The 20,861-nt window shown below is 37.8% G+C and carries 21 protein-coding genes and 2 pseudogenes; 9 read left to right on the top strand and 14 right to left on the bottom strand.

The features are described from left to right. Positions 1–15 precede the first annotated feature (15 nt). Entirely contained in the window at positions 16–594 is a 579-nt protein-coding gene (locus F903_RS08100) for a TetR/AcrR family transcriptional regulator (protein ID WP_005196126.1), read from the top strand. After that, a complete protein-coding gene (locus F903_RS08095; RefSeq protein WP_005196125.1) occupies positions 591–1,508 on the top strand; it encodes a DMT family transporter in 918 nt (305 codons plus the stop codon). The genes F903_RS08100 and F903_RS08095 overlap by 4 nt, the downstream gene beginning before the upstream one ends. 91 nt (positions 1,509–1,599) lie before the next feature. On the opposite strand, the gene F903_RS08090 is transcribed toward F903_RS08095, so the two are convergent. Continuing rightward, entirely contained in the window at positions 1,600–2,103 is a 504-nt protein-coding gene (locus tag F903_RS08090) for a hypothetical protein (RefSeq protein ID WP_005196124.1), read from the bottom strand. A 259-nt stretch (positions 2,104–2,362) separates the two neighbouring features. Next, positions 2,363–3,370 (bottom strand): tRNA (adenosine(37)-N6)-threonylcarbamoyltransferase complex transferase subunit TsaD, encoded by a 1,008-nt coding sequence (tsaD, locus tag F903_RS08085; protein ID WP_005196122.1) that lies wholly within the window; start codon positions 3,368–3,370, stop codon positions 2,363–2,365. A 145-nt stretch (positions 3,371–3,515) separates the two neighbouring features. Here tsaD and rpsU point away from each other — a divergent pair, with 145 nt between their 5' ends. Continuing rightward, positions 3,516–3,731, top strand: a complete 216-nt coding sequence (gene rpsU / locus F903_RS08080) for a 30S ribosomal protein S21 (RefSeq protein WP_004652785.1) — start codon at positions 3,516–3,518, stop codon at positions 3,729–3,731. A gap of 28 nt (positions 3,732–3,759) precedes the next feature. Then, a complete protein-coding gene (locus F903_RS08075; protein WP_005196120.1) occupies positions 3,760–4,206 on the top strand; it encodes a GatB/YqeY domain-containing protein in 447 nt (148 codons plus the stop codon). Between the two features lie 88 nt (positions 4,207–4,294). Here F903_RS08075 and F903_RS08070 read toward each other — a convergent pair whose 3' ends face one another. The 7 genes and pseudogenes from F903_RS08070 to F903_RS08045 form a co-directional block, all read right to left on the bottom strand. Continuing rightward, positions 4,295–4,654, bottom strand: coding sequence for a hypothetical protein (locus F903_RS08070; protein WP_005196119.1), 360 nt, complete (start codon positions 4,652–4,654; stop codon positions 4,295–4,297). A gap of 36 nt (positions 4,655–4,690) precedes the next feature. Further along, complete coding sequence (locus tag F903_RS08065; protein WP_005196118.1) at positions 4,691–5,056, bottom strand: GFA family protein; 366 nt, start codon at positions 5,054–5,056, stop codon at positions 4,691–4,693. 78 nt (positions 5,057–5,134) lie between these two features. Beyond that, positions 5,135–5,236 (bottom strand): annotated as a pseudogene (locus F903_RS16830) (N-acetyltransferase); the annotation flags it as partial. A gap of 93 nt (positions 5,237–5,329) precedes the next feature. After that, complete coding sequence (locus F903_RS08060; RefSeq protein ID WP_228128690.1) at positions 5,330–6,727, bottom strand: M48 family metalloprotease; 1,398 nt, start codon at positions 6,725–6,727, stop codon at positions 5,330–5,332. A 161-nt stretch (positions 6,728–6,888) separates the two neighbouring features. Further along, positions 6,889–7,476: a 1-acyl-sn-glycerol-3-phosphate acyltransferase gene (locus tag F903_RS08055; RefSeq protein WP_034594973.1), complete on the bottom strand. Its 588-nt coding sequence runs from the start codon at positions 7,474–7,476 to the stop codon at positions 6,889–6,891. A gap of 101 nt (positions 7,477–7,577) precedes the next feature. Then, positions 7,578–8,543, bottom strand: a complete 966-nt coding sequence (locus F903_RS08050; protein WP_005196116.1) for a 2-hydroxyacid dehydrogenase — start codon at positions 8,541–8,543, stop codon at positions 7,578–7,580. An 18-nt stretch (positions 8,544–8,561) separates the two neighbouring features. Beyond that, entirely contained in the window at positions 8,562–9,209 is a 648-nt protein-coding gene (locus F903_RS08045) for a hypothetical protein (protein ID WP_005196115.1), read from the bottom strand. Positions 9,210–9,490: 281 nt separating this feature from the next. Between F903_RS08045 and F903_RS08040 the strand changes: the two genes are divergently transcribed. Further along, positions 9,491–10,591, top strand: a complete 1,101-nt coding sequence (locus tag F903_RS08040; protein ID WP_005196114.1) for an MBL fold metallo-hydrolase — start codon at positions 9,491–9,493, stop codon at positions 10,589–10,591. 358 nt (positions 10,592–10,949) lie between these two features. Then, entirely contained in the window at positions 10,950–11,714 is a 765-nt protein-coding gene (locus F903_RS08035; protein ID WP_005196113.1) for a sulfite exporter TauE/SafE family protein, read from the top strand. 40 nt (positions 11,715–11,754) lie between these two features. On the opposite strand, the gene F903_RS08030 is transcribed toward F903_RS08035, so the two are convergent. Both F903_RS08030 and F903_RS08025 read right to left on the bottom strand, forming a co-directional pair. Continuing rightward, a complete protein-coding gene (locus tag F903_RS08030; protein ID WP_005196112.1) occupies positions 11,755–13,053 on the bottom strand; it encodes a Y-family DNA polymerase in 1,299 nt (432 codons plus the stop codon). A 6-nt stretch (positions 13,054–13,059) separates the two neighbouring features. Then, positions 13,060–13,671 carry a LexA family protein gene (locus F903_RS08025; RefSeq protein WP_005196111.1) on the bottom strand — a complete coding sequence of 204 codons (612 nt, stop codon included), beginning with the start codon at positions 13,669–13,671 and terminating at the stop codon, positions 13,060–13,062. A gap of 293 nt (positions 13,672–13,964) precedes the next feature. Between F903_RS08025 and F903_RS08020 the strand changes: the two genes are divergently transcribed. After that, positions 13,965–14,195: a hypothetical protein gene (locus F903_RS08020; RefSeq protein ID WP_005196110.1), complete on the top strand. Its 231-nt coding sequence runs from the start codon at positions 13,965–13,967 to the stop codon at positions 14,193–14,195. Between the two features lie 212 nt (positions 14,196–14,407). Here F903_RS08020 and F903_RS08015 read toward each other — a convergent pair whose 3' ends face one another. Then, complete coding sequence (locus tag F903_RS08015; RefSeq protein ID WP_005196108.1) at positions 14,408–14,635, bottom strand: hypothetical protein; 228 nt, start codon at positions 14,633–14,635, stop codon at positions 14,408–14,410. A gap of 513 nt (positions 14,636–15,148) precedes the next feature. On the opposite strand from F903_RS08015, the gene F903_RS08010 reads away from it, so the two are divergent. Next, entirely contained in the window at positions 15,149–16,027 is an 879-nt protein-coding gene (locus F903_RS08010) for an SDR family oxidoreductase (protein WP_005196106.1), read from the top strand. Positions 16,028–16,078: 51 nt separating this feature from the next. Then, on the top strand, positions 16,079–17,047 hold the full coding sequence (locus F903_RS08005; RefSeq protein ID WP_005196105.1) for a methyltransferase: 969 nt from the start codon (positions 16,079–16,081) through the stop codon (positions 17,045–17,047). Positions 17,048–17,070: 23 nt separating this feature from the next. Here the strand turns inward: F903_RS08005 and katE are convergent, their stop codons facing one another. After that, the gene (gene katE, locus F903_RS08000; protein ID WP_005196103.1) at positions 17,071–19,206 is read right to left on the bottom strand and encodes a catalase HPII; all 2,136 of its coding nucleotides are present in this window, start codon (positions 19,204–19,206) and stop codon (positions 17,071–17,073) included. 50 nt (positions 19,207–19,256) lie between these two features. Further along, positions 19,257–20,677: pseudogene (locus F903_RS07995) on the bottom strand (iron-containing redox enzyme family protein). Between the last annotated feature and the right edge of the window lie 184 nt (positions 20,678–20,861).

The raw sequence follows: 20,861 nt of genomic DNA, 5'->3' as shown, positions 1-20,861 counted from the left end.
CTATTTAAAATCATTATGAGCACTAAATCTGCAAAACAAAGAATTTTAGCAACAGCTTCAACGCTGTTCTATCAAGACGGTATCAATAGCACAGGGATCAACAGCATCATTGATCAAGCCAATGTCGCAAAAATGTCGCTATATAACAATTTCAAAACTAAATCAGAATTGGTCAGCTGTTATATCGAAGCACGTCATCAAGAATGGTTAGATTTATACGAGAAAAGAAAAGCAACCATCCGATCACCTATCGATGGCGTCTTGGCTGTTTTCGATGCTTATCAAGATCATGCCGAGTTTGCCTACGAAAATGGTTTTCGCGGTTGCGGTTTATTAAATGCAGCGGCAGAGTTTCCAGCCCATAGTCCAGAACGTTTAGCGGTAAAAAAACATAAAGATGAAGTTGAAAGCATCGTGGCAGATCATATTAGTCAAATAATTGATGGTCGTGAAAGAGTTAAGCAGCTCTCTCTATTACTCTCTTTTCTTTTAGAAGGTTCAATCGTCTTAGCTGGTCTGGAAAGTTCAAGTGCCAAAGTTTTTGCAGCCAGACAAATGGCTCAATCCTTATTAGAACAAGAGATTTCAAATTGAGTAACTCATCATTAAACCTGAGTTCGCATTACGGTTTTATCGCGGTTTTAGTCGCTTCAATTTTATGGGGTACGACGGGTACTGTGGCCTCCTATGCTCCCAACCTAAGTCCTTTAGCGATTGGCGCGATTGCAATGGGTGGTGGTGGACTTTTACAGGCATTACTCGCGCATAGAAATATCCTTGGTCATTTACCACAGATCCGTTCATATTTCCCTCTCCTGTTGGTTGGAATGATTTCTGTTGCCATATATCCGCTTGCCTTCTACTCATCTATGCGAATGGCGGGCATCACCATCGGTACTGTGGTTTCGATTGGCTCAGCCCCTTTGTTTACAGCGTTACTTGAAAAGTTTTTTGATAAAAAGGCACTCTCGCTAAAATGGTTTATCAGTTTTATTTTTGGTGTTGCTGGGGTATTGCTTTTATCAATCGGAGAGTCGCACTCCCAAAGCTCATCGCAAAGCATTACAACCGACCAAAAAACTTTGGGGATCATTCTTGGGCTTATCGCAGCACTCACTTATTCACTCTATTCATGGGCTGCCAAGAAAATGATAGATCGAGGTGTTGACTCTAGAGCATCAATGGGTCTGATTTTTGGATTCGGCGCTTTAATTTTATTGCCGACTTTATTTTTTACAGGCTCAAACTTATTTGATGAACCCGTAAATCTATATGTTGTTGGCTATATGATGCTGATTCCAATGTTTTTAGGTTATCTATTATTTGGTTATGCCTTACAAACGATTTCTGCCAGTACCGCAACAACCTTAACTTTATTTGAACCACTGGTGGCCGCACTTTTTGCTGTATTGCTGGTGGGTGAACGACTCGCAATGATTGGTTGGATCGGTATGGTTTTTATTTTTGTATGTTTGGCCGTACTTTCTAAGAAAGATAAGTCGAATTAATTTTTTGCTTACTCGGAAAAATACAAATTTGAGCATCGATGCAGAAAAAAGTTCCTCTGCATCGCTTTCGCTCTTCTATAGAACTTTAATATCAGTATTCTTTTGCTAATTTTTCCAATGTTGATAGCATTTTTTTCACCACACTTCTTTTATGCTGCAACATATTTTTGATATTAGCTGGATTAAAACCCGTCAATTTAGCAATACCTCGACTGGTCATATATTCACCTGTCTTTTCAAAGTGCTTTTGACTCAAGGCTGTTTTAGCATCAGAGAATCTAATCGCTAATTTATAATCACTAAATTCAGACCATGCACCCGTCTTATATTCATCCAAATCAAATTTGTTTTGATGAGGTGGTTTATCTCGAAGAATATTATTCAAGCGATTAATAACGATTTTTTCCTCACTCTTTTCTATCCGTTGATAAAGTTCAGTTTCCTCAAAAGTTCGCCCTAAAGAGATATCTTTTCTGAATTGCTCAATTATTTTTTTATCTTCAGATGTGTCATGCCCCTCACCCTGTTGGATGAGACATAGAATCTTAAATAAAGACTCTAATCTGCCACATGTAAAAACATAAGAAATTTTCAACTTTTGTACTCCGCTATGAGCCTTAGCTCATCAAAATAAATAATTTATCCGACACTTTAACACGATAGGATTGACTCCAACCCCTCACCATGCATATAAATGAATCATCTGATTTTAAAAAAAATAATAGACCACCTTCATCATTCTTTAGTCTCTCGGTATTTTTTCCCATAAGGAGAAACAAAAAAATTTATGAAAGAAGTCTAATCTAGGTTTACTCGAAGCTTAGCTTCCAATAAAAGTGATCAGTTCTATTTTTTTAGGTCGGTTTTAATTCAGTCATCGGCCATCTCGGTGTAGTCGTTACTGCGAGATCATCCTGCTGCCCAGCTTTTAAACGTTGATAACCTGCAAATGCAATCATGGCACCGTTATCGGTACATAAGGCAGGCTCAGCATAATAAACTTGTGCCTTAATCTTTTTCAGCGACGCTTCTAATTGCTCACGTAAACGAAGATTTGCACTGACACCACCAGCAATGACTAAACGCTTTAAACCTGTTTGCTTTAAAGCCTTCACTGATTTTTTAACTAAGGTGTCGACAACCGCTTCTTGGAAAGATGCAGCAACATCCGCATCACGATTTTCTTCACCTAATTTTTTCAACTGAACAGAAACCGCCGTTTTTAGCCCACTAAATGAAAAATCTAAACCTTGATGCAAGATTGGGCGTGGAAAAGCAAATGCTTGGGCATCACCTTGTAACGCCAGTTTTGCGATATTCGGCCCACCGGGATAAGGAAGTTTCATCATTTTTGCGACTTTATCGAACGCCTCGCCAGCCGCATCATCAATCGACTCACCGAGTAACTCATACTGACCAATACCGTGTGCAGCCATCAGTTGCGTATGTCCACCTGAAACCAACAAAGCGACAAACGGAAATTCCGGTGGCGTATCTGAAAGTAATGGCGCAAGCATATGGCCTTCCATATGATGCACACCAATCGCAGGTTTATTAAAGGAAAATGCCAAAGTACGACCAAATAATGCACCTGTCATCAATGCACCCATCAAACCCGGACCGCGTGTATAAGCAACCGCATCAATTTCGTGTTTTTTCACGCCGCTTTGTTCAAGCAATTGATTAATTAAAGGAATCATTTTACGAACATGATCCCGTGACGCCAGTTCAGGTACGACACCACCATATTCTGCATGCAGTTTGATCTGACTATAGAGAACCTGCCCCCGTAAGCCGAGCTCGCTATCATAGAGTGCTAACCCAGTTTCATCACACGAAGTTTCTAAGCCCAAAACAATCATTAAACTGCCTTTACAACGATCAAAAATAGTATCAGCGCTATTATAGACTTGTGATCTGAGTTGTAAATGAGTAAAATACTGACCTTCACTTGCGATCTAGTGCAATAGTGCGTTAGATCTTATCCATCATCTTAGAGGATTTTACATGCCACAAGTTAAGTTGAAAGAAGGCGAACCAGTAGACGTAGCTATCCGCCGTTTCAAACGTTCATGCGAAAAAGCTGGTGTTTTAGCTGACGTTCGTAAGCGCGAATTCTATGAGAAACCAACTCAAGAACGTAAGCGTAAAAAAGCTGCTGCAGTTAAGCGTTATCAAAAGAAATTGACTCGCGAATCTGTACGTACTACTCGCCTTTACTAATTAATTTGTGATTGACTGCTGAAAAACTATGATGACTTTGAAGAACCAAATTACTGACGTATTAAAAACTTTTATGCGTGCCAAAGATATGGCATCAGTAACGGTGATTCGTGGTCTACAGGCAGCAATTAAGCAAATCGAAGTCGATGAGCGCATTGAGCTTGACGACGCTCAGGTTCTTGCGGTCATTGAAAAGCAAATTAAACAACGTAAAGAATCGATCAAAGCCTTTTCTGGCGCTGGTCGTGATGATTTAGCTAGTAAAGAACAAGCCGAAATTGAGGTGTTATCTCAGTTTCTACCAGAAGCTATGACTGAGGAAGAACTTGATTCTCTCATTGAGCAAACGATTGCTGCTCAAGGAGCTACTAGCATGAAAGATATGGGTAAGGTGATGAATTCTCTACGTCCGATCATAGCCGGGCGTGCCGATCCTGCACAAGTTTCTTCTAAAATTAAAGCAAAATTAAGCTAATCAGCTCAGTTAGGCTTTATACCTCTCCTTTTATATATTTAATAATAAATTGGATTCATTTAAACAATGAACCCAAACACGCATCTGTTTATTTAAAATCACACTGAATATTGTATTTAGCGATCATTTGCATTTCTTTTGACTCAGTCACTTGATGAATTACATCTTGTTTCGTCATCGTGGCGTATTGCCCTGTTAGATGTGACCGATTCTTTTCAATCGCAGCATAAGAGTCCTGCACATACTGATTTACAATAGCGCAATATCTTGCCTGCTGCTCAGGCGTGAAATGTGAGAGTTGCGGATCTAAGCTACGCAAAAAACTACGCATGTCTTGCGCATAGGTTGCTGTTATTTTTTCTACAGCACGTACATATTGCTCAACTGAAGCCGCTGAACTCGCCCCTACGAAACTCATCGCAAAAATAAAACCAATAATTTTCTTCATCAATTTTTAACTTCTTTACCACTCAAGCCAGCCATCTTATCTTAATTCAATAAATTTTGGTTTATGCTCGATAAAAAATTCTTCTTTGGGTGCAGGAATATGCCCCTCTGTCACTGTACCTAAACGCAAGCGAATGATATTTGGCAAATCTGTACGATAAGAATAAATCGGGCTGGCACAATATTGACAAAATACTCGCGCTTTATTCGGAGTGTGAAAATATTCTTTGAGTTGGTCTTGGCCTGAGATAAATTCAAATTTTGTTTGATCAAGCGGACTATTCCAACCAGCTATCGCACCTTGCGCCTGCTGACAGTGCTGGCAATAACACAAGATACTATTTTCAATTTCACCATGATATTGATATTGCACCACCCCACATAAACATTGCCCCTTAATCATAAAATCCCCCTCCTTTTCAATTAATTTCTATTTATGTTAAGGCAATTATACTTACTCTTTTATTATTGATGACTTAAATCAATTGTTTAATTCCAGTATTTCACCTGCTAATCCATCGTAGTCATTAAATGCTTTATGCTTAAAACCCTGACGCGTTAGAATCTTGCGTGAGGCAAGATTTTAAAATCTTGTATGTTGAATTTTTCTAATTTAATTTCCATGTAATTACTCTCAAATTTTCAGCAAGCTAATTCCACCACTTCAAATTAAGAATTAAATTTTCCTACGGTAGTCATCTTGCATTTGCTTTAAACGAGATTCAATTTTCGCTGACATTGCCATATTCCCTTTTGCAAGTCTTTGCGCATGTAACATCGATTTAATCGCGTTTTCTTCATAGCCTGACCAATACTCAACCTCTGCACGATAGCATAAGACATTCACAGCTTGTAATGGTGAGCTTTTGTCTAAGTTTGCTGCTTGTTGCAACAGTTGCCATCCTCGAATATCACGTTGGTTCTTATGAATGAATCGTTGCACTAAGGTTTGTGCTTGTGCAACTTGTCCTTGTCGAATTAAGACTTCTGCAAATTTATAAGATAGTGCTCGATTCTCAGGCATCGTCCTTTGAATGGGCGCAATCGTATTCTCTGCCAGCTCAAGTTTATTTTGTCCCAAATAAATATCTGTTTGAATAAGCGGAACCAATATATGAGATTTTAATCTTGCTTTCACCAAATCAAGATTTGACTGTGCTTGAGCATAATCACCTTGCTCTAAATAAAACTTACTGAGCGCCAGTTGCGCCGCAACATCTTTCTGCGTAGCTAGAGATTGAATTTGTATTTCTGTGGCTTGATTTGAAACAACTTGGGTATACCATTTTAATATCGCGAAATCGAGGTCATAAATCTTTGACTTCACTTTAGGCAGTTGATTGGCACGTAATCTTGCCTCACTCATCCGTTCAGTGGTTAAAGGGTGAGTGAACCAGAAATCTGGCAAAAAGCTGACTCGACTGGTGGCTCGATGCATGGTTTCAAAATAATCCGCCATACTTTGCGGATTATATCCTGCAGCATACATAAATTGCATGCCGATACGATCTGCTTCACGCTCTTGATTACGACTATAGCTGAGTTGTTTATCAATTAAAGCGGCTTGCGTCCCTAGCATTACTGCTGAACCGACATCCCCATCTGCCTGCGAAGCAATTGCAGCACCGACGAGGATCCCAGCCAAAGCCAGTAAGCCTTGTCCTTTAAATGCTTCTTGTGATCGACTGTAATGTCGTTGTGTGACATGGGCGATTTCATGCGCCATCACCCCAGCGATTTCATCTAAATTTTTAGCGGACGTAATCAAACCTGTATTTATTGCAAATAAACCACCAGGTACAGCAAAGGCATTAATTTGGGGATCTTTGATCACCACCAAACCAATCGGCTGCCCCAGTTGGGTTTGACTTAGAATACCTGAGAAAACTTGTAAAAATTGATCTTCCAACCAAGGGTCTTGCACAGTAGGCATTTGTCGATGAACTTGACGATAAACTTTTTCACCGATGAATTTTTCTTTTTGTTGGTCGAGCAACCCTATACCACTGCCAATATCAGGGACTTCAGTTGCCCCCATCACCTGTGTAGGCAAAAGGACTTGAGTATGACTCAGTTGGGTCGTGGCAAATAAGCCACATGCAAGCAGCAGCGGTCTCAAGGGGGTTTCTCTATGATTCTAATGGAGAAATTTAATATAGCACTGAAAATGAGAGGAATTTGCAACAAAGTGTTATAGAAGACAGCTTTTACTGTCTTCTTTTATATTTTTAGAGGCTATTTCTTCGCGCTGTAGCGTTGGTCTACGCTAAATTTTTCTGGAAACTTTGCATGAATCTCTGCATAAAAAGCCATGATTTCAGTCATATCTTTTTCATAGTCGCCTGATGGATAAATAATCTTGCCTACGCCTGTTTTTTTCTTGGCATAGTCCATATACGCCAATGCAATTGGCACACCTGCCGCAACCGCTATATGGTAAAAACCTGTTTTCCATTGTTCTTGTTTGGCGCGCGTTCCTTCTGGGGTCACCAACATCACCAGTTTCGGATGAGTTTTAAACAAGTCACTCATCAATTGAACCATACTTGGTCGTTCCTGACCTTCTTGTTTCGCGCCACGATCGATACCAATACCGCCCATCGCACGTACAAAAGGTCCAAAAGGAAGTTTCATATAGCTGTCTTTAATGGTGAGGCGAACATTTACCCCTAACGCTTTCAAAGCCAAACGGGCATATAAAGCATCCCAATTACTGGTATGTGGTGCAGCAATCATCACACATTGGTCAATATCTAAATCCCAATGATTATCGATTTCCCATCCCATCAAGCCCAAACTTTGCTCAGCTAATTTCTCGAACACAAACACCCCAAGTCCAAATTACAAAGGGCGCAAGTGTAGCAATATTAATCAGCCTTAAAACATAGATTAGAGCAATTATTCAGCAATCAACATGTAAGAATTTATTCAAATTTTGGATTGACCAAATAACGTGGCGTTCGATCTTCTAAAGCATCTATCAAGTTTTGATAAGCGAGATTGGCCATTTTATTCCGTGTTTCAATCGTTGCTGAACCAATATGAGGTGCAGTCACCACGTTTGGCAGCTCAAATAAGGGAGATGCCTGTAATGGCTCTTTGGCATAAACATCTAAGCCCGCAGCAAAGATTTTATTGTGTTGTAATGCTCCAAGCAGTGCATTCTCATCAACCACAGAGCCGCGTGCGATATTGATAAATACAGCATGTTTCTGCATCAACTCAAACTGAGTCTCTCCAATCAGCGCCTGTGACTGGCTATTTAAATCAACGGCAACCACAATGAAATCAGATTGTTGTAATAACTGGTCGAGGTCACGATATTGGGCATTGAATGCTTGAGCGACTTCTATTTTTTCACGGCGATTATGGTACAAGATATTCATATTGAAGCCATAAAAGCCTCGACGAGCAATTGCTGCACCAATATGACCTAGACCAATAATCCCCAAAGTCTTACCAAATACATCTACACCAAATTGTTCAGTTGAAACCGTTCTTTTCCACTGCCCTTGTTTGGTCCAAGCATCCAGTTGTGGAATTTTTCGTGCTGCACTCAGTAATAAACTAAAAGCCAAATCCGCTGTGGTCTCTGTCAATACATGCGGCGTGTTTGCGAGCCAAATTTTTCTTTGATTCAGATAATCGATATCGTAATTATCATAGCCCACTGAAACAGTAGAAATAATTTTAAGTTTTTGTGCAGGTGCTAAGTTACTTTGATTGAGTAAACGCCCAGCACCAATCATGGCATCTGCATCCACGACTTCAGCTCGGATTTGCGCATTGATATCACCCAACTTTGGGTTGAGTACCACTACCTGATAATCTTGCTGTAACCGCGCTAAAACGTCTTGATTAATTTGACTAAATACAACAACTTTCTTCATTATTAAACATCCACTCTTTTATTGCATCAATTGCCACAATCGTCTTTTTAATAAAGGTTGAGCAATCATTTCTTCCAAACTGGCTAAATGCAATATATTAGAATGCTGAATAAAATCTAGATGACCTAAGCATAAAATCTTTTTATTGGTGGCGGTCGCATCCAAGAAACCTTGAATGTATGAAGACAATCCACGATTTTCCTGAAAAGCTGCCAATGGAAATGGCCATTTCAACTCAGCATATTGTCCTAATCTGGCTTTCTGAATATTCTGCCACAACTGTCTTTGAGCATCGCTCAGTTGGCTGCTTTCTAGCAAAATTGCACAACTTTCTAAAACGTACATTTGCAACTCAAACGCTTGAACTTGTGTCGTTATAACGACCTGCTCTTTTTCAACAACAACGTCTTTTTCAATAGGATTTACGACAACTTCAGTTGCTTGAGGAGCGTCTGTTTCAATTATCGGCGGCGTTGCTACTGGTGCGACTTGGATATTTTCAGAAATTGGCGCTGTATCAAATTTAAGCACAGGAGGCTGTTGAGTTTCTTCGACAACTTGATCTCGCCACAGATTCGGTGCAGTATTTTTTTGACATACAACTTCTCTAGGAATCCAAACATCTATTCCTAAAGTTGCTAATATGTTTCTCTGCTGCCCAATCATTTTACCTACTCGTTCTGCTAACGCACAGCCATTTTCAATACTGTTATTTGCCTATAGTCTAGCATAAATCACAGTCCTCTAAATGGCTTCCTTTTGCTCAATCACACCAATACCAACACGATCGCTTGATCAAAAGACCGTTCTCCTTCGCTTAGACAAATATTAAATAAGAATAGATGATTTTTCATTCGTCGACTTTAGACAATATTTCATCATTTTGTCGCTTTTACTTTTTATTAATGTTGATTATCAACTGCCCAAATAAAAAGGGAATGCGATTTATGCTTATTGTTTTCACCCTCACTCTCGTCTTGCTTATTTTTATCTGCGTCTTATATTTACAACATCCTCTTTTTGGCAGAAGCCCCTCTGGTGAACGACTGCTACGTATTAAAAATTCTCCCAACTATCAGCAAGGTCAATTTCGCAATCTCACTGAAAAATTAGGCATGGCCGATTGCTCTCATACTTTTCTTGAACTTTATAGGACATTTATCAAAACCATCCCTCATCGTAGACCTAAAGATATTATTCCCTCGATTAAAAACAATCTCCAAACACTAGACCCTCAGCAAGATGTCATGATCTGGTTCGGACATTCTTCCGTATTTATGCAACTACACGGCAAAAAATTTTTAATTGACCCTGTCATGAGTGGCAAGGTTTCTCCCTTGCCGTGGGGAACACGCGCTTATCGAGGAACCGATATATACACCGTCGAAGAATTACCTGAGATTGATTATTTACTGATTTCACATGATCACTATGATCATTTGGATTATAAGACCATTCTTAAATTAAAGAATAAAGTAAAATATGTGATCACTGGCTTAGGTGTTGGTGAACACTTTGAATATTGGGGCTATCCCAAAAGCATGCTAATTGAAAAAGATTGGGGAGATCGCATTGAGTTTGACGATGGCATTACCATTATCACTGAAACCACTCATCATGATTCAAGACGTGCTTTCGATAGCGGAAAAAATTTGTGGATTTCCTTCATTATTCAGTCACCGAGCAAAAAGATCTTTTATACAGGCGACGGCGGTTATAACAAGCACTTTGTCGAAATCGGTCAAAAATACGGGCCTTTTGATTGGGCATTGATGGAAAATGGACAATATGATGCCGCTTGGCATGCAGTACATTGCCATCCAAATGAAGTAGCACAAGCGACTGAAGAACTAAAAGCGCGCAATATGATTCCCGTGCATCATTCCAAATTTAGTTTAGCTAAACACCCTTGGTATGAACCGATCACAAGAATTGCTGAGTATTCAAAATCGAGGAAGTATCGTCTTGCAACCCCGATGATTGGTGAATTAGTGGAACTGGATAATGATCGGCAAAGCTTTAAGCAATGGTGGGAAAATATTCGATAAGTGAGAAAACCCACAATGATTTTAATGTTCAGCAAACAGGAGATAATCATAGAACTCTTTTACAAAGGAAAAGAAAATGTAAAAAGTTTATAGCACTGCTCCATATCAATAATGCTCGCTTACAATCATTTAGTATTTTAGGATTTTTATGACTCTCTCATATTAGACTTCTTTCATGAACCCCTTCTGTTTCTGCCTCGGTGGAAAATACAAAGAAGGTACAATTAATTATGAAAGAGGTCTATTATAAAGCAACTTAAATTTAATAAAAAAAGAATAGATATTACGAAAAAATACGGCAGCCTATCTAGGCTCATTTGATCATATGTAAATTATTTTCGAAGATTGGTTCACTATCATGACTTATGAAACCACCTTAATTATCTTAGGATTTTTTGCTTTTTGCGGGGGATTAATTGATGCTGCTGTCGGTGGTGGCGGTCTGGTGCAAATACCTGCTTTATTACATGCTTTACCACAACATAGTATTGCCACAGTTTTTGGTACAAATAAATTGGCTGTATGGGCTGGCACAGCATCATCCTTTTTCAGGTATATAAATAAAATTAAGTTTGTTTGGAAACTTCTCGTTCCCACGATGCTTTCAGCTTTTGTATTTGCGTTCATCGGCGCTATGTCAATCGCTCATATTCCAAAGCAGTTTATGACATATAGTGTTTTCTTTTTACTCATCATTATGGCTGTTTATACTTTTCTAAAAAAAGATTTAGGATCGTATAGCACTTATATCAAATGTGGTCCTAAAGAAATCTTCTTAGGCGTATTCTTTGGGGGGCTTATTGGATTTTATGATGGGGTTTTTGGCCCCGGCAGTGGTAGCTTCCTTCTTTTTCTTTTTGTAAAAGTATTTGGTTTTGATTTTCTCAATGCATCGGCATCAGCAAAGGTTGTGAACATAGGTACATTTAGTGCAGCACTGTTATTTTTTATACCCGCAGGTCATGTCCTATGGGAGATCGGTATAATTGTAGCGGTGTGTAATATTATGGGGTCTTTTGTCGGCGTTTTTCTAGCACTACGTTATGGTAGCAACTTTATCAGAGTATTCTTTCTCATCCTGTTAGTTTTTCTAATTATAAGAATGGGATTATCTATATTCTAATCAATTAAAACACATATAAAATCTGCAACTCGAAAACCATTTACCCCACCCTCAAAACCTCATCCCACTTGGTCAGATAACTGGGTGATTTATGATTTTGAGTCATCCCCCAAGTTCGTCCTTGCGGAGTGATCAATCGCCCAAACGTCATCACATCTCGTCCGAACTTTTCATTAATCTTATCAAAAGCAACCGAAAGATTCTGACGAGCAATCAGTTCATCCGTATCATGGAATAAATCAACCGCATGGCTGTGTCGCGGAATGATGTCTAACAAAATGACCTCTGCTTTTTTATAACGATGCCCTGCTAGATAGATTCGATCTAAGCCTTGCTGTACCGCTTTTATAATTTCTAAACGATCGTCACTATAATCTGCTAAATACACCATAGTAAATGGACGATAATATTGTTCTTTGTTAAATCGATTGGTTCGGATACTGACGCCAACCGCCTTGCATAATAAGTTTTGTTTACGAAGCCGCTCTACTGCCCGCAAGCTAAACTCAGTTAAAGCACCACTTAGGCTATTTTTATCTTCAATTGGCTGACCAAATGAACGACTGCTTAACACTTGCCGACGATCTGAAATCACATCTTCAATCTCTAAACACGCCATTCCTTGTAGTTCTTTGACTGTATTTTCCATTACGACAGAAAATTGCTTCCCGATCATTTTAGGATCTGCTTGGACTAAATCCATCACTGAACAAATATTCATTTTTTCTAAGCGCTGTCGAATCTTTCGTCCGACACCCCACACCTCTCCTACGGGTGTATAAAGAAGTAAGTCTTCAATAATACAAGGATCTTCATCAACGATATTACAAACACTATCGAAACAGGCATACGTTTTAGCTAAGTTATTCGCAAGTTTTGCTTGTGTTTTGGAGTATCCGATACCAATACAGCATGGCAACCCCAACCAGTTTTTGACTGTCGCTAAAATCTGACGTGCATATTCACTCAAATCATAACTTTGTTGATGGGCAGTCAACTCTAAAAAGCATTCATCAATCGAATAAACTTCTTGCTCACAAGGATCAACAAAACTACCCAATATATTCATGAAACGCCGCGACATTTCTGCATACAAGGCATAATTACTTGAAAGTACTTCGACCTGATGCTGGCGAATAATCTCTTCAATTTGAAACAATGGAACAGCCATTTTTATGCCAAGTTTTTTTGCTTCATAAGAACGAGAAACCACACAGCCATCATTGTTTGAAAGCACCACCACAGGACGTTTTTCTAACTTTGGATTAAATACACGCTCACAACTGACATAAGCGTTATTTACATCGATCAAAGCAAAAATACGTTGTGGTACATTCATTTATAACTACCACATCGGCTTCAAGTTATATGTCACCACACCCCAAATCACCAATTCTTGCCCCTCATGAATATAGATATTCTGAAAATCAGGGTTTTCAGCCTTTAGCCATACTTTTGGTGGGTTAAAATGGTGATCAATCATCAAGCGTTTCACCGTGAAATCATTGTCAATCAATGCAATCACAATATCACCCGACTTCGCTGGGATACTCCGATCAACGACCAAGGGATCATCAATGTCAATTCCGACATCTAACATCGACAGTGAATTGGCTTTCACAATAAAAGTAGAGTTTTCATTTCGAATTAAAAACTGATTTAAATCCAATGCTTGCTCTACATGATCTTGTGCAGGCGATGGAAATCCCGCAGCAACACGTTCCGTTGCCAGTGGAATGTGGTAAATTCGATCATTGTTCGCTTGAACATTCTGAATTTTCATTGAAGAGGTCAAATCTGTATGCGTGCCCGTTTTGACATTATTCAGTAACCAATTTTTGATGAAATCCACTTGGGATTCAGGAACACGAATCACTTTGGTCGGTTCACTGAATTGCGCCTTTCGCCCAGCATTTGCTCTCGCACCGCCATGCTCAAATTCATTTTTTTTGGACATCATTCCCCCCAACCCAAGTGATTAACAACAGTAATTCAATTTAACTTGAAAAAGTTACAAATTCAAGTTGACGTGCAATTAATTTTGCATAACAATAAATTTCATAGATCAAGCACTCACTTGTTGAACTTAGACAAGGATGTAAAACAAAGTGAGATTCTTATTTTAAATGAATGACTTATAATGCATTTCATCTTCATACAGCATTTAAGTTATTGATCTAATTCACGAATAAGTTTGGTCTATCAGCCGTTAGGTTTTATTCAAATATTTTTGATGTGGAGACATGAAAAATGGACAGTCGACGTGATGCAATTCTTGGCTATGCTGATGAACAACATGCTTACTTTATTCGTCTTATTGAAAACAACACTGTACTAGGCAATAGTTATGGATTGTTTTGTGAAAGCCCAAATAGTGAAGCAGCAGAAAGTATTATGACTACCCTCTTCTTAAAGAAATCTTTTTGGTTAAATGGTTCTGAATTTAATGATATTGTTAAAGGGCTCAACCCAATTACTTGATAGATATAAACATAAAATATATTTTCATTATAAAGAGCTTGCTAAGCTAAAATCAGCAAGTTCTTTTCTTGATTTTTAAACACTTATAACTTAATAAACAATATAATCTAAATTAACATATACCAACACGATAAAATATTTCAATAAAACAGAACTCACTTATTTAATTTAAATAAGTGAGTTGTTTTCATAAAAACTTAAGCAACTGATTTTTAGATAAATCTCTTATCATTAACAACAGAAATTATTTTATAGGTTTTTCCATCGAATTCATCCTCAAAAATAAAATCTATATTTGGAAAAATATTCCGCCCCTCAACTTCAATATGTTCCACTCTCTTAAAGAATGGAATTTCGTGATCCTCTATGTTATTCAGCTGTGCAACAACTATAGATTCATTTTCTTCTTGATCTTTAATCATCACAGTGATCTTGTTCATGATAATTCTCCCGAATAGTACTGTCTACTATGTAAAAAATTTATATCATTGTCGACTAAATGGTTGTAACAAGAGTTATAACTATTATATTTTTTTTACTTTATTCACTAAGCAATTGAAATGTCAGGACTATTTATAGTTTTTTTAAATATTTCTTAACCATTACGTTACAAAGAACCTAAAAATATTTCAAAACAATTCAAGAAAACACTATTTAATAAAGTCACGATAGAAAATAATATCTAACCTCAACTTAAAAAACTTTGTCACAATTATAACCATTCAAAAAAAATTAATATTACCATCATTTTAATTAATCATAACTTAAAAATCCGCATCAGAAAAAAAACGACCAAACAATCTTGACGCTATAAATCTGGATTAAAAGACTTACATATACTAAACCCTCTCTACGGAATAAATACAAATAAAACCAATCTAAATATAACTTTTACTCAAAATAACACGTTTTAAAAAGATTATAGAATATATGCATAGTAAGGAAACCCTAAGATGAACAAGACAATCCATGATTATCCGACTTCAGCACCCGCTCAAGAACAACAACATCAACCTGGTAAACAAACACTGATGCACCCTATCCCAGAGGTTATCAAAACAACACATCAGGGAAGTGATAAGCTTAAAGACAAGGTCGCTTTAATTAGCGGTGGAGATAGTGGCATAGGTCGCTCTATTGCCGTTTTATTTGCAAGAGAAGGTGCAGACGTCGCCATTGTCTACTTAGAGGAACAAGAGGATGCAGAGGAGACAAAGCAGTTAGTAGAAAAAGAAGGTCAACAATGTTTGTTAATTAAAGCGGATATCACCGATCCAAATGTTGCTATTTATTGTGTCAACGAAGTGATCAGTAAATTTGGGAAAATCAACATTTTGATTAATAATGCAGCGGTTCAATTTCAACAAAGCGATATCGTGAATATCAGCGATGAACAACTAGAAACAACTTTTAGAACCAATATTTTTTCCATGTTTTATTTTACCAAAGCGGTACTTCCTCATTTAGATGAAGGAGATAGCATCATTAACACCACAAGTATTACCAGTTATCAAGGTCACGATGAATTAATTGATTACGCAAGCACCAAAGGCGCGATTACAACCTTTACTCGGAGCTTATCCAATAACTTGATGAAACAGAAAAAAGGAATTCGCGTAAATGGGGTTGCACCTGGCCCAATATGGACACCATTGATCCCGAGTAGTTTTGACTCAGAAACTGTGGCAGAGTTTGGTAAAAATACGCCAATGGGAAGAATGGGACAACCCAGTGAAGTCGCCCCTGCTTTTCTATTTCTAGCTTCAGATGATGCCAGCTATATTACGGGACAAGTGATCCACGTCAATGGTGGTGAAATCGTCAATGGTTAAGTAAACAATCAACCTCGTCTTCGAGGTTTTTATAAAAATAAGAGACCGATAATGAAACAATTCCTTGATACACCGCTTCTACAGCAACATGTTTTGCTCTTTTTATTAAAATTTTTAAAAGAGCAAAATTATCGATTTACAGTAATTACGCCACTAACGCATGAACGTATTATAAAAAGAAAGGAAAGTTTGTCATCAAGGTCTACAACGCTTAGAGATATTTTCGGATGGAATCTGCCTTTTGCTCCTAAGGATTTAGATCCTCAACTCTTTAGCCTCTTGGAAAAAGCAGATCTTATCCACATTGAGAACAATCAGTGTTTCAGTAAAATCCGAGTTGCATCATTGGAGGATGAATTATTTATTCATTCTGCTTTTCCAACCGTAGAAAATGATGCCGTATTTTTTGGCCCCGACACCTATCGATTTTATTATCACCTTAAGCAATATTTACTCACCCAATCTCCATCCTGCCAACGAGCTGTCGAGTTATGCTGTGGGACATCCGCTGTCGCGATTTCAATTGCCAAACGCTTTCCCTCAATTTCTGAGGTATTTACTGCTGACATTAACCCTAAGACCTTGTTTTATAGTCAGGTAAACCAACAATTTAATGGCTTAGAAAATATTTATCCTATTCATAGCAATTTATTTTCTAATTTAGAAGGGAATTTTGACCTTATATTTGCCAATCCCCCTTATCTAATGGATATCCAAGAACGGCAGTATCGGCATGGTGGAAACAATTTAGATGGCACAGAATTGTCCTTCAAGATTCTAAGAGAGGCGGTAAAAAGACTTGCCCCGAATGGTAGCATTTTTCTATATACAGGAATTTCAATCAGCCAATACGGCAATAAATTTTTGGAAGCCATTCAAAGTTGGATCATCAATTATCCAACTTTGAAATGTACCTATGAGGAAATCGATCCTGATGTATTTGGCGAAGAGTTAGAACAACCGAACTACCAACACATCGAAAGGATTGCAGTCGTTCTGGTCAAAATAACTGCAACCTAGTGTTTGTCATCATACCAAATCAACTAAGCTGGAATCGCCGCTATCAGCGCTTCTCTTGACCAAATTCGGTGATGTCGCAGAAGATGTTTTAGTTTTTCTGCGACATGACGAAAATCGTCCTGTATAAGCGTTCCTTCATCAGGGCTTAACTCAAGTTGATCCAACAATGCTGATTTATCTCCTAAAAAGACCATAGGCTTTAAATGCTTATAAGCTTCAAGTAAATAATGTTTGGTCACACCATCTGCGGAAACCATATTCGAATTATCACCATCTACGATAATGACAGCATCATATGCAATCGAAGGTTCGGCTTTCTGCATCCCATCAGATGTGATTTCTTCATCTCGCATACCTTTTACTGGAGCGAGCACTGGGGTTAGTAAATGAGCAATCACCTTCTCTTTCATCGCCCAATTCTGAATCGTACGCACGCTTTCAGCATTGACGTTATCATGAATTAATACCGCTATTTTTCTGCCTTTAATATCTTCGGGGATAAAAGCTTGCATAGAAAGTCGTTCAGACTTTTCGATCATGGCATGTTTGAAACTCTCGGCCAAATCAGGCACTTTTATTCCTAAATTTTTGCCGACTTGTTGGGCTAAATCTATATCAATATTGGCCAAAATAGATTGCACTTCTCTTTCTCTAATGTGTTGACGTTTAACCTTACTTAATTCAAAGGTATAAGCGTCCACCACGTGTTTCTGTTCATGTGGCGCTAAACTTTGATAATACAAACGTGCTTGAGAAAAATGGTCGGAAAACGATTCACTACGCTGACGAATTTTATGACCATCAACACGTTCCTGATAACTCTCGAAACCACCATTCTGAGTAGCGACAGGAACTTCTATCGGCCAATTATTGTCAATTGAGTTAGGTTGATAAGATGCCTGCCCCTTATGAATTTCAGATTGATGCATTGCATCTCGTTGATGATTGTGAAAAGGACATACAGGCTTATTAATCGGAATTTGATGGAAGTTCGGTCCACCTAAACGACTCAGCTGCGTATCGGTATAAGAAAACAAACGAGCTTGTAAAAGTGGATCATTGCTAAAATCTATACCAGGTACAATATGACCTGGACAGAATGCAATCTGTTCTGTTTCAGCAAAAAAATTGTCAACATTACGATTAAGTACGAATTTTCCGAGCGGTGTTATCGGCACTAACTCTTCTGGAATAAGTTTAGTAGGGTCAAGCAAATCAAAGTCAAAGCTCATTTCATCTTCTTCTTCGATGATCTGCACGCCTAACTCCCATTCAGGATAAATGCCCTGCTCAATAGCTTCATATAAATCCCTGCGATGAAAATCAGGATCTTTACCTGCTAATTTTTGTGCTTCATCCCAAACAAGTGCATGCACGCCTTGTTTTGGAGTCCAATGGAATTTAACAAATCTTGCTTTTTCATGTGCATCGATCAATCGGAAAGTATGCACACCAAAACCTTGGATCGAACGTAAATTACGTGGAATAGCCCGATCTGACATCGCCCACATCACCGCATGAGCAGATTCGGGTACCAATGATACAAAATCCCAAAAAGTATCATGTGCACTTCCTCCTGTTGGAACTTCTGTATGCGGTTCTGGTTTGACTGCATGAACAAAATCAGGAAATTTAATGCCATCTTGAATGAAAAAAACAGGCGCATTATTACCAACTAAATCAAAATTACCCTCTTGGGTATAAAATTTGATGGCAAAACCTCGGATATCACGAACGGTATCCGCAGAACCACGCGGGCCTTGTACGGTCGAACACCGTACAAAAATAGGTGTTTGAATCGTCGGATCAGTTAAAAATCCTGCTTTTGTAAAACGTTCATTCCCTTCATATGCCTGAAAATAGCCATGTGCACCGACACCTCGAGCATGCACAATCCGTTCAGGAATACGTTCATGATCAAAATGAGTGATTTTTTCTCTTAAAATAAAATCTTCAAGTAGTGTTGAACCTCGAACGCCAGCCTTAAGACTATTTTGATTATCGGAAATTTTCACACCTTGATTAGTCGTCAATGCTTCATTGGTTGCATCTGTACGGACCTGATCAAGTTGAGCTGTTTTCTCTGTCGTATTGCACTTATCAGGAGTTTGACCTGCTAAGGCGCTTTTCGTTTCGGTGTTTTTAGTGTTGTCATTCATGTAGCGACCTATTTACAGTTAGCTAGAAAATAAAAAGTTTTGATGAATCGTTATCGGTTAAGTGAACTGGTTAAATAAGGAAATAAAAGTTCCGTATATTTTTGCGTACTCCATAACCCAATAGTTTTGTGATGAGTATCGGGAGCTAAAAAAGGTGTCAACTTTGAAAGCTTAAGGGCCAGATTACTGGTCTGACTGACTCTTGTTTGCAAGTTTTCCAGTTCACCATCTGAGATATAACTAAATAAAAAATTATGGATCGGCTGTTCTTTATCAACGTGTTGGTGAAAAGAAAGAAAAGTAGAGGCGTACTGTTCTCCTGCAATCCAATCATGAATAATTTGTTTTTCTGTGGGATTAAATACCCCATACATCTTTCCATCTTGATGGCTAATCAATTTCCAAAACAAACTTTCTTCAGGGGCTTTATTAAGTTTGATCCATTTTTTTCTATCAATTGGTTGATAAAGCTTTCGATGTCATCAGGATTAGAAAGCCATTGATTAATAGATTTACATCCGATTTGCTGTTTCTCGTTATGCATTAACTGCCCAATCAAAGCTTTCCGCTTTAAAATTTTATGAACGAAATCTTCTAAGTTGAGATTGTTAATAATTTGCAGTGAGGTAATTCCATGTTGATTTAATGCATAACCACGTTTTAGCTTATCGATGAATACGTCTTTATCCTTATATTTAACACACAATTTTTCCAATGTTTTTAAAGATTTATAAGCATGACCATTATCAAGATTATCAAGATTATCAATCGTAATATGTAAGTTAAAATATTTTGAATCAATCCCTAATTCTTTAAGCTCATAATTAGTGATCAGAAGATGCAAAGGCAATTTCTCATAACCGAAGTTAAATCCTACGATTTCTGGAATAAATTCTGGGGGTGCATACCCTAAAGCCAATTGAATTGCGGCATGGTGGTAGTATTCATCATCGAGAAAAAGCTCAAAATCATCTAAACCTAGAACGCTTAAAAGATCATCATAAATACATACGTGGTTAGATTTAGCTGAACCCAGTCCCAATTCCTCCAAATAAATCAAAATAAGATCATGAAATGCAGGATCATTCCAATAATTGACAATACTATATAGCCAAGAGCCATCAACTTTTTTTATCGGTGAGACTTTAATCAGAAATTCAAAGGCTTGACCTATATTCTTAAAATATTCTCGCTGGCCACCTAATTGTCTTCGGCTTATATAATCTTGATAGGCATTTCCCGTTTTTTTATTTTCCTCTAAATACCAGTGCTTTATATCACCGATTTGATCGGGAAAATGAACATCATCTAAACATACTTGTTCAAGTTCCATTTTTAATAAATTGACAGACTTCTTCTCTTTTTCAATGTTAGCAATATTCCCGTCAAGGAAAAAAGAAACTAACTCATAATAATTTTGATGATAATCCTGTATCAAATCAAGTAACCTTTTTTTGACGACAACTGGCATTTTCACTCTCCAAGTTGAAAACATAAAAACAAGCTTACGACTTACTGCCTTTATTCATACCGATTTTTTGTTAAAGCACGTTAACAAGAAAACATATTGTTTTAAAAAAATCTTTTTATTCAAACATATATAAAATGACAAAATTACAATCCAATATTTTGAATTATTTAAAATTAAAATAAAT

Source organism: Acinetobacter sp. NIPH 298 (assembly GCF_000369505.1).
Classification (GTDB): domain Bacteria; phylum Pseudomonadota; class Gammaproteobacteria; order Pseudomonadales; family Moraxellaceae; genus Acinetobacter.
Note: the sequence above shows the minus strand (reverse complement) of the source record. Positions and strands in the feature narration are given on the sequence as shown.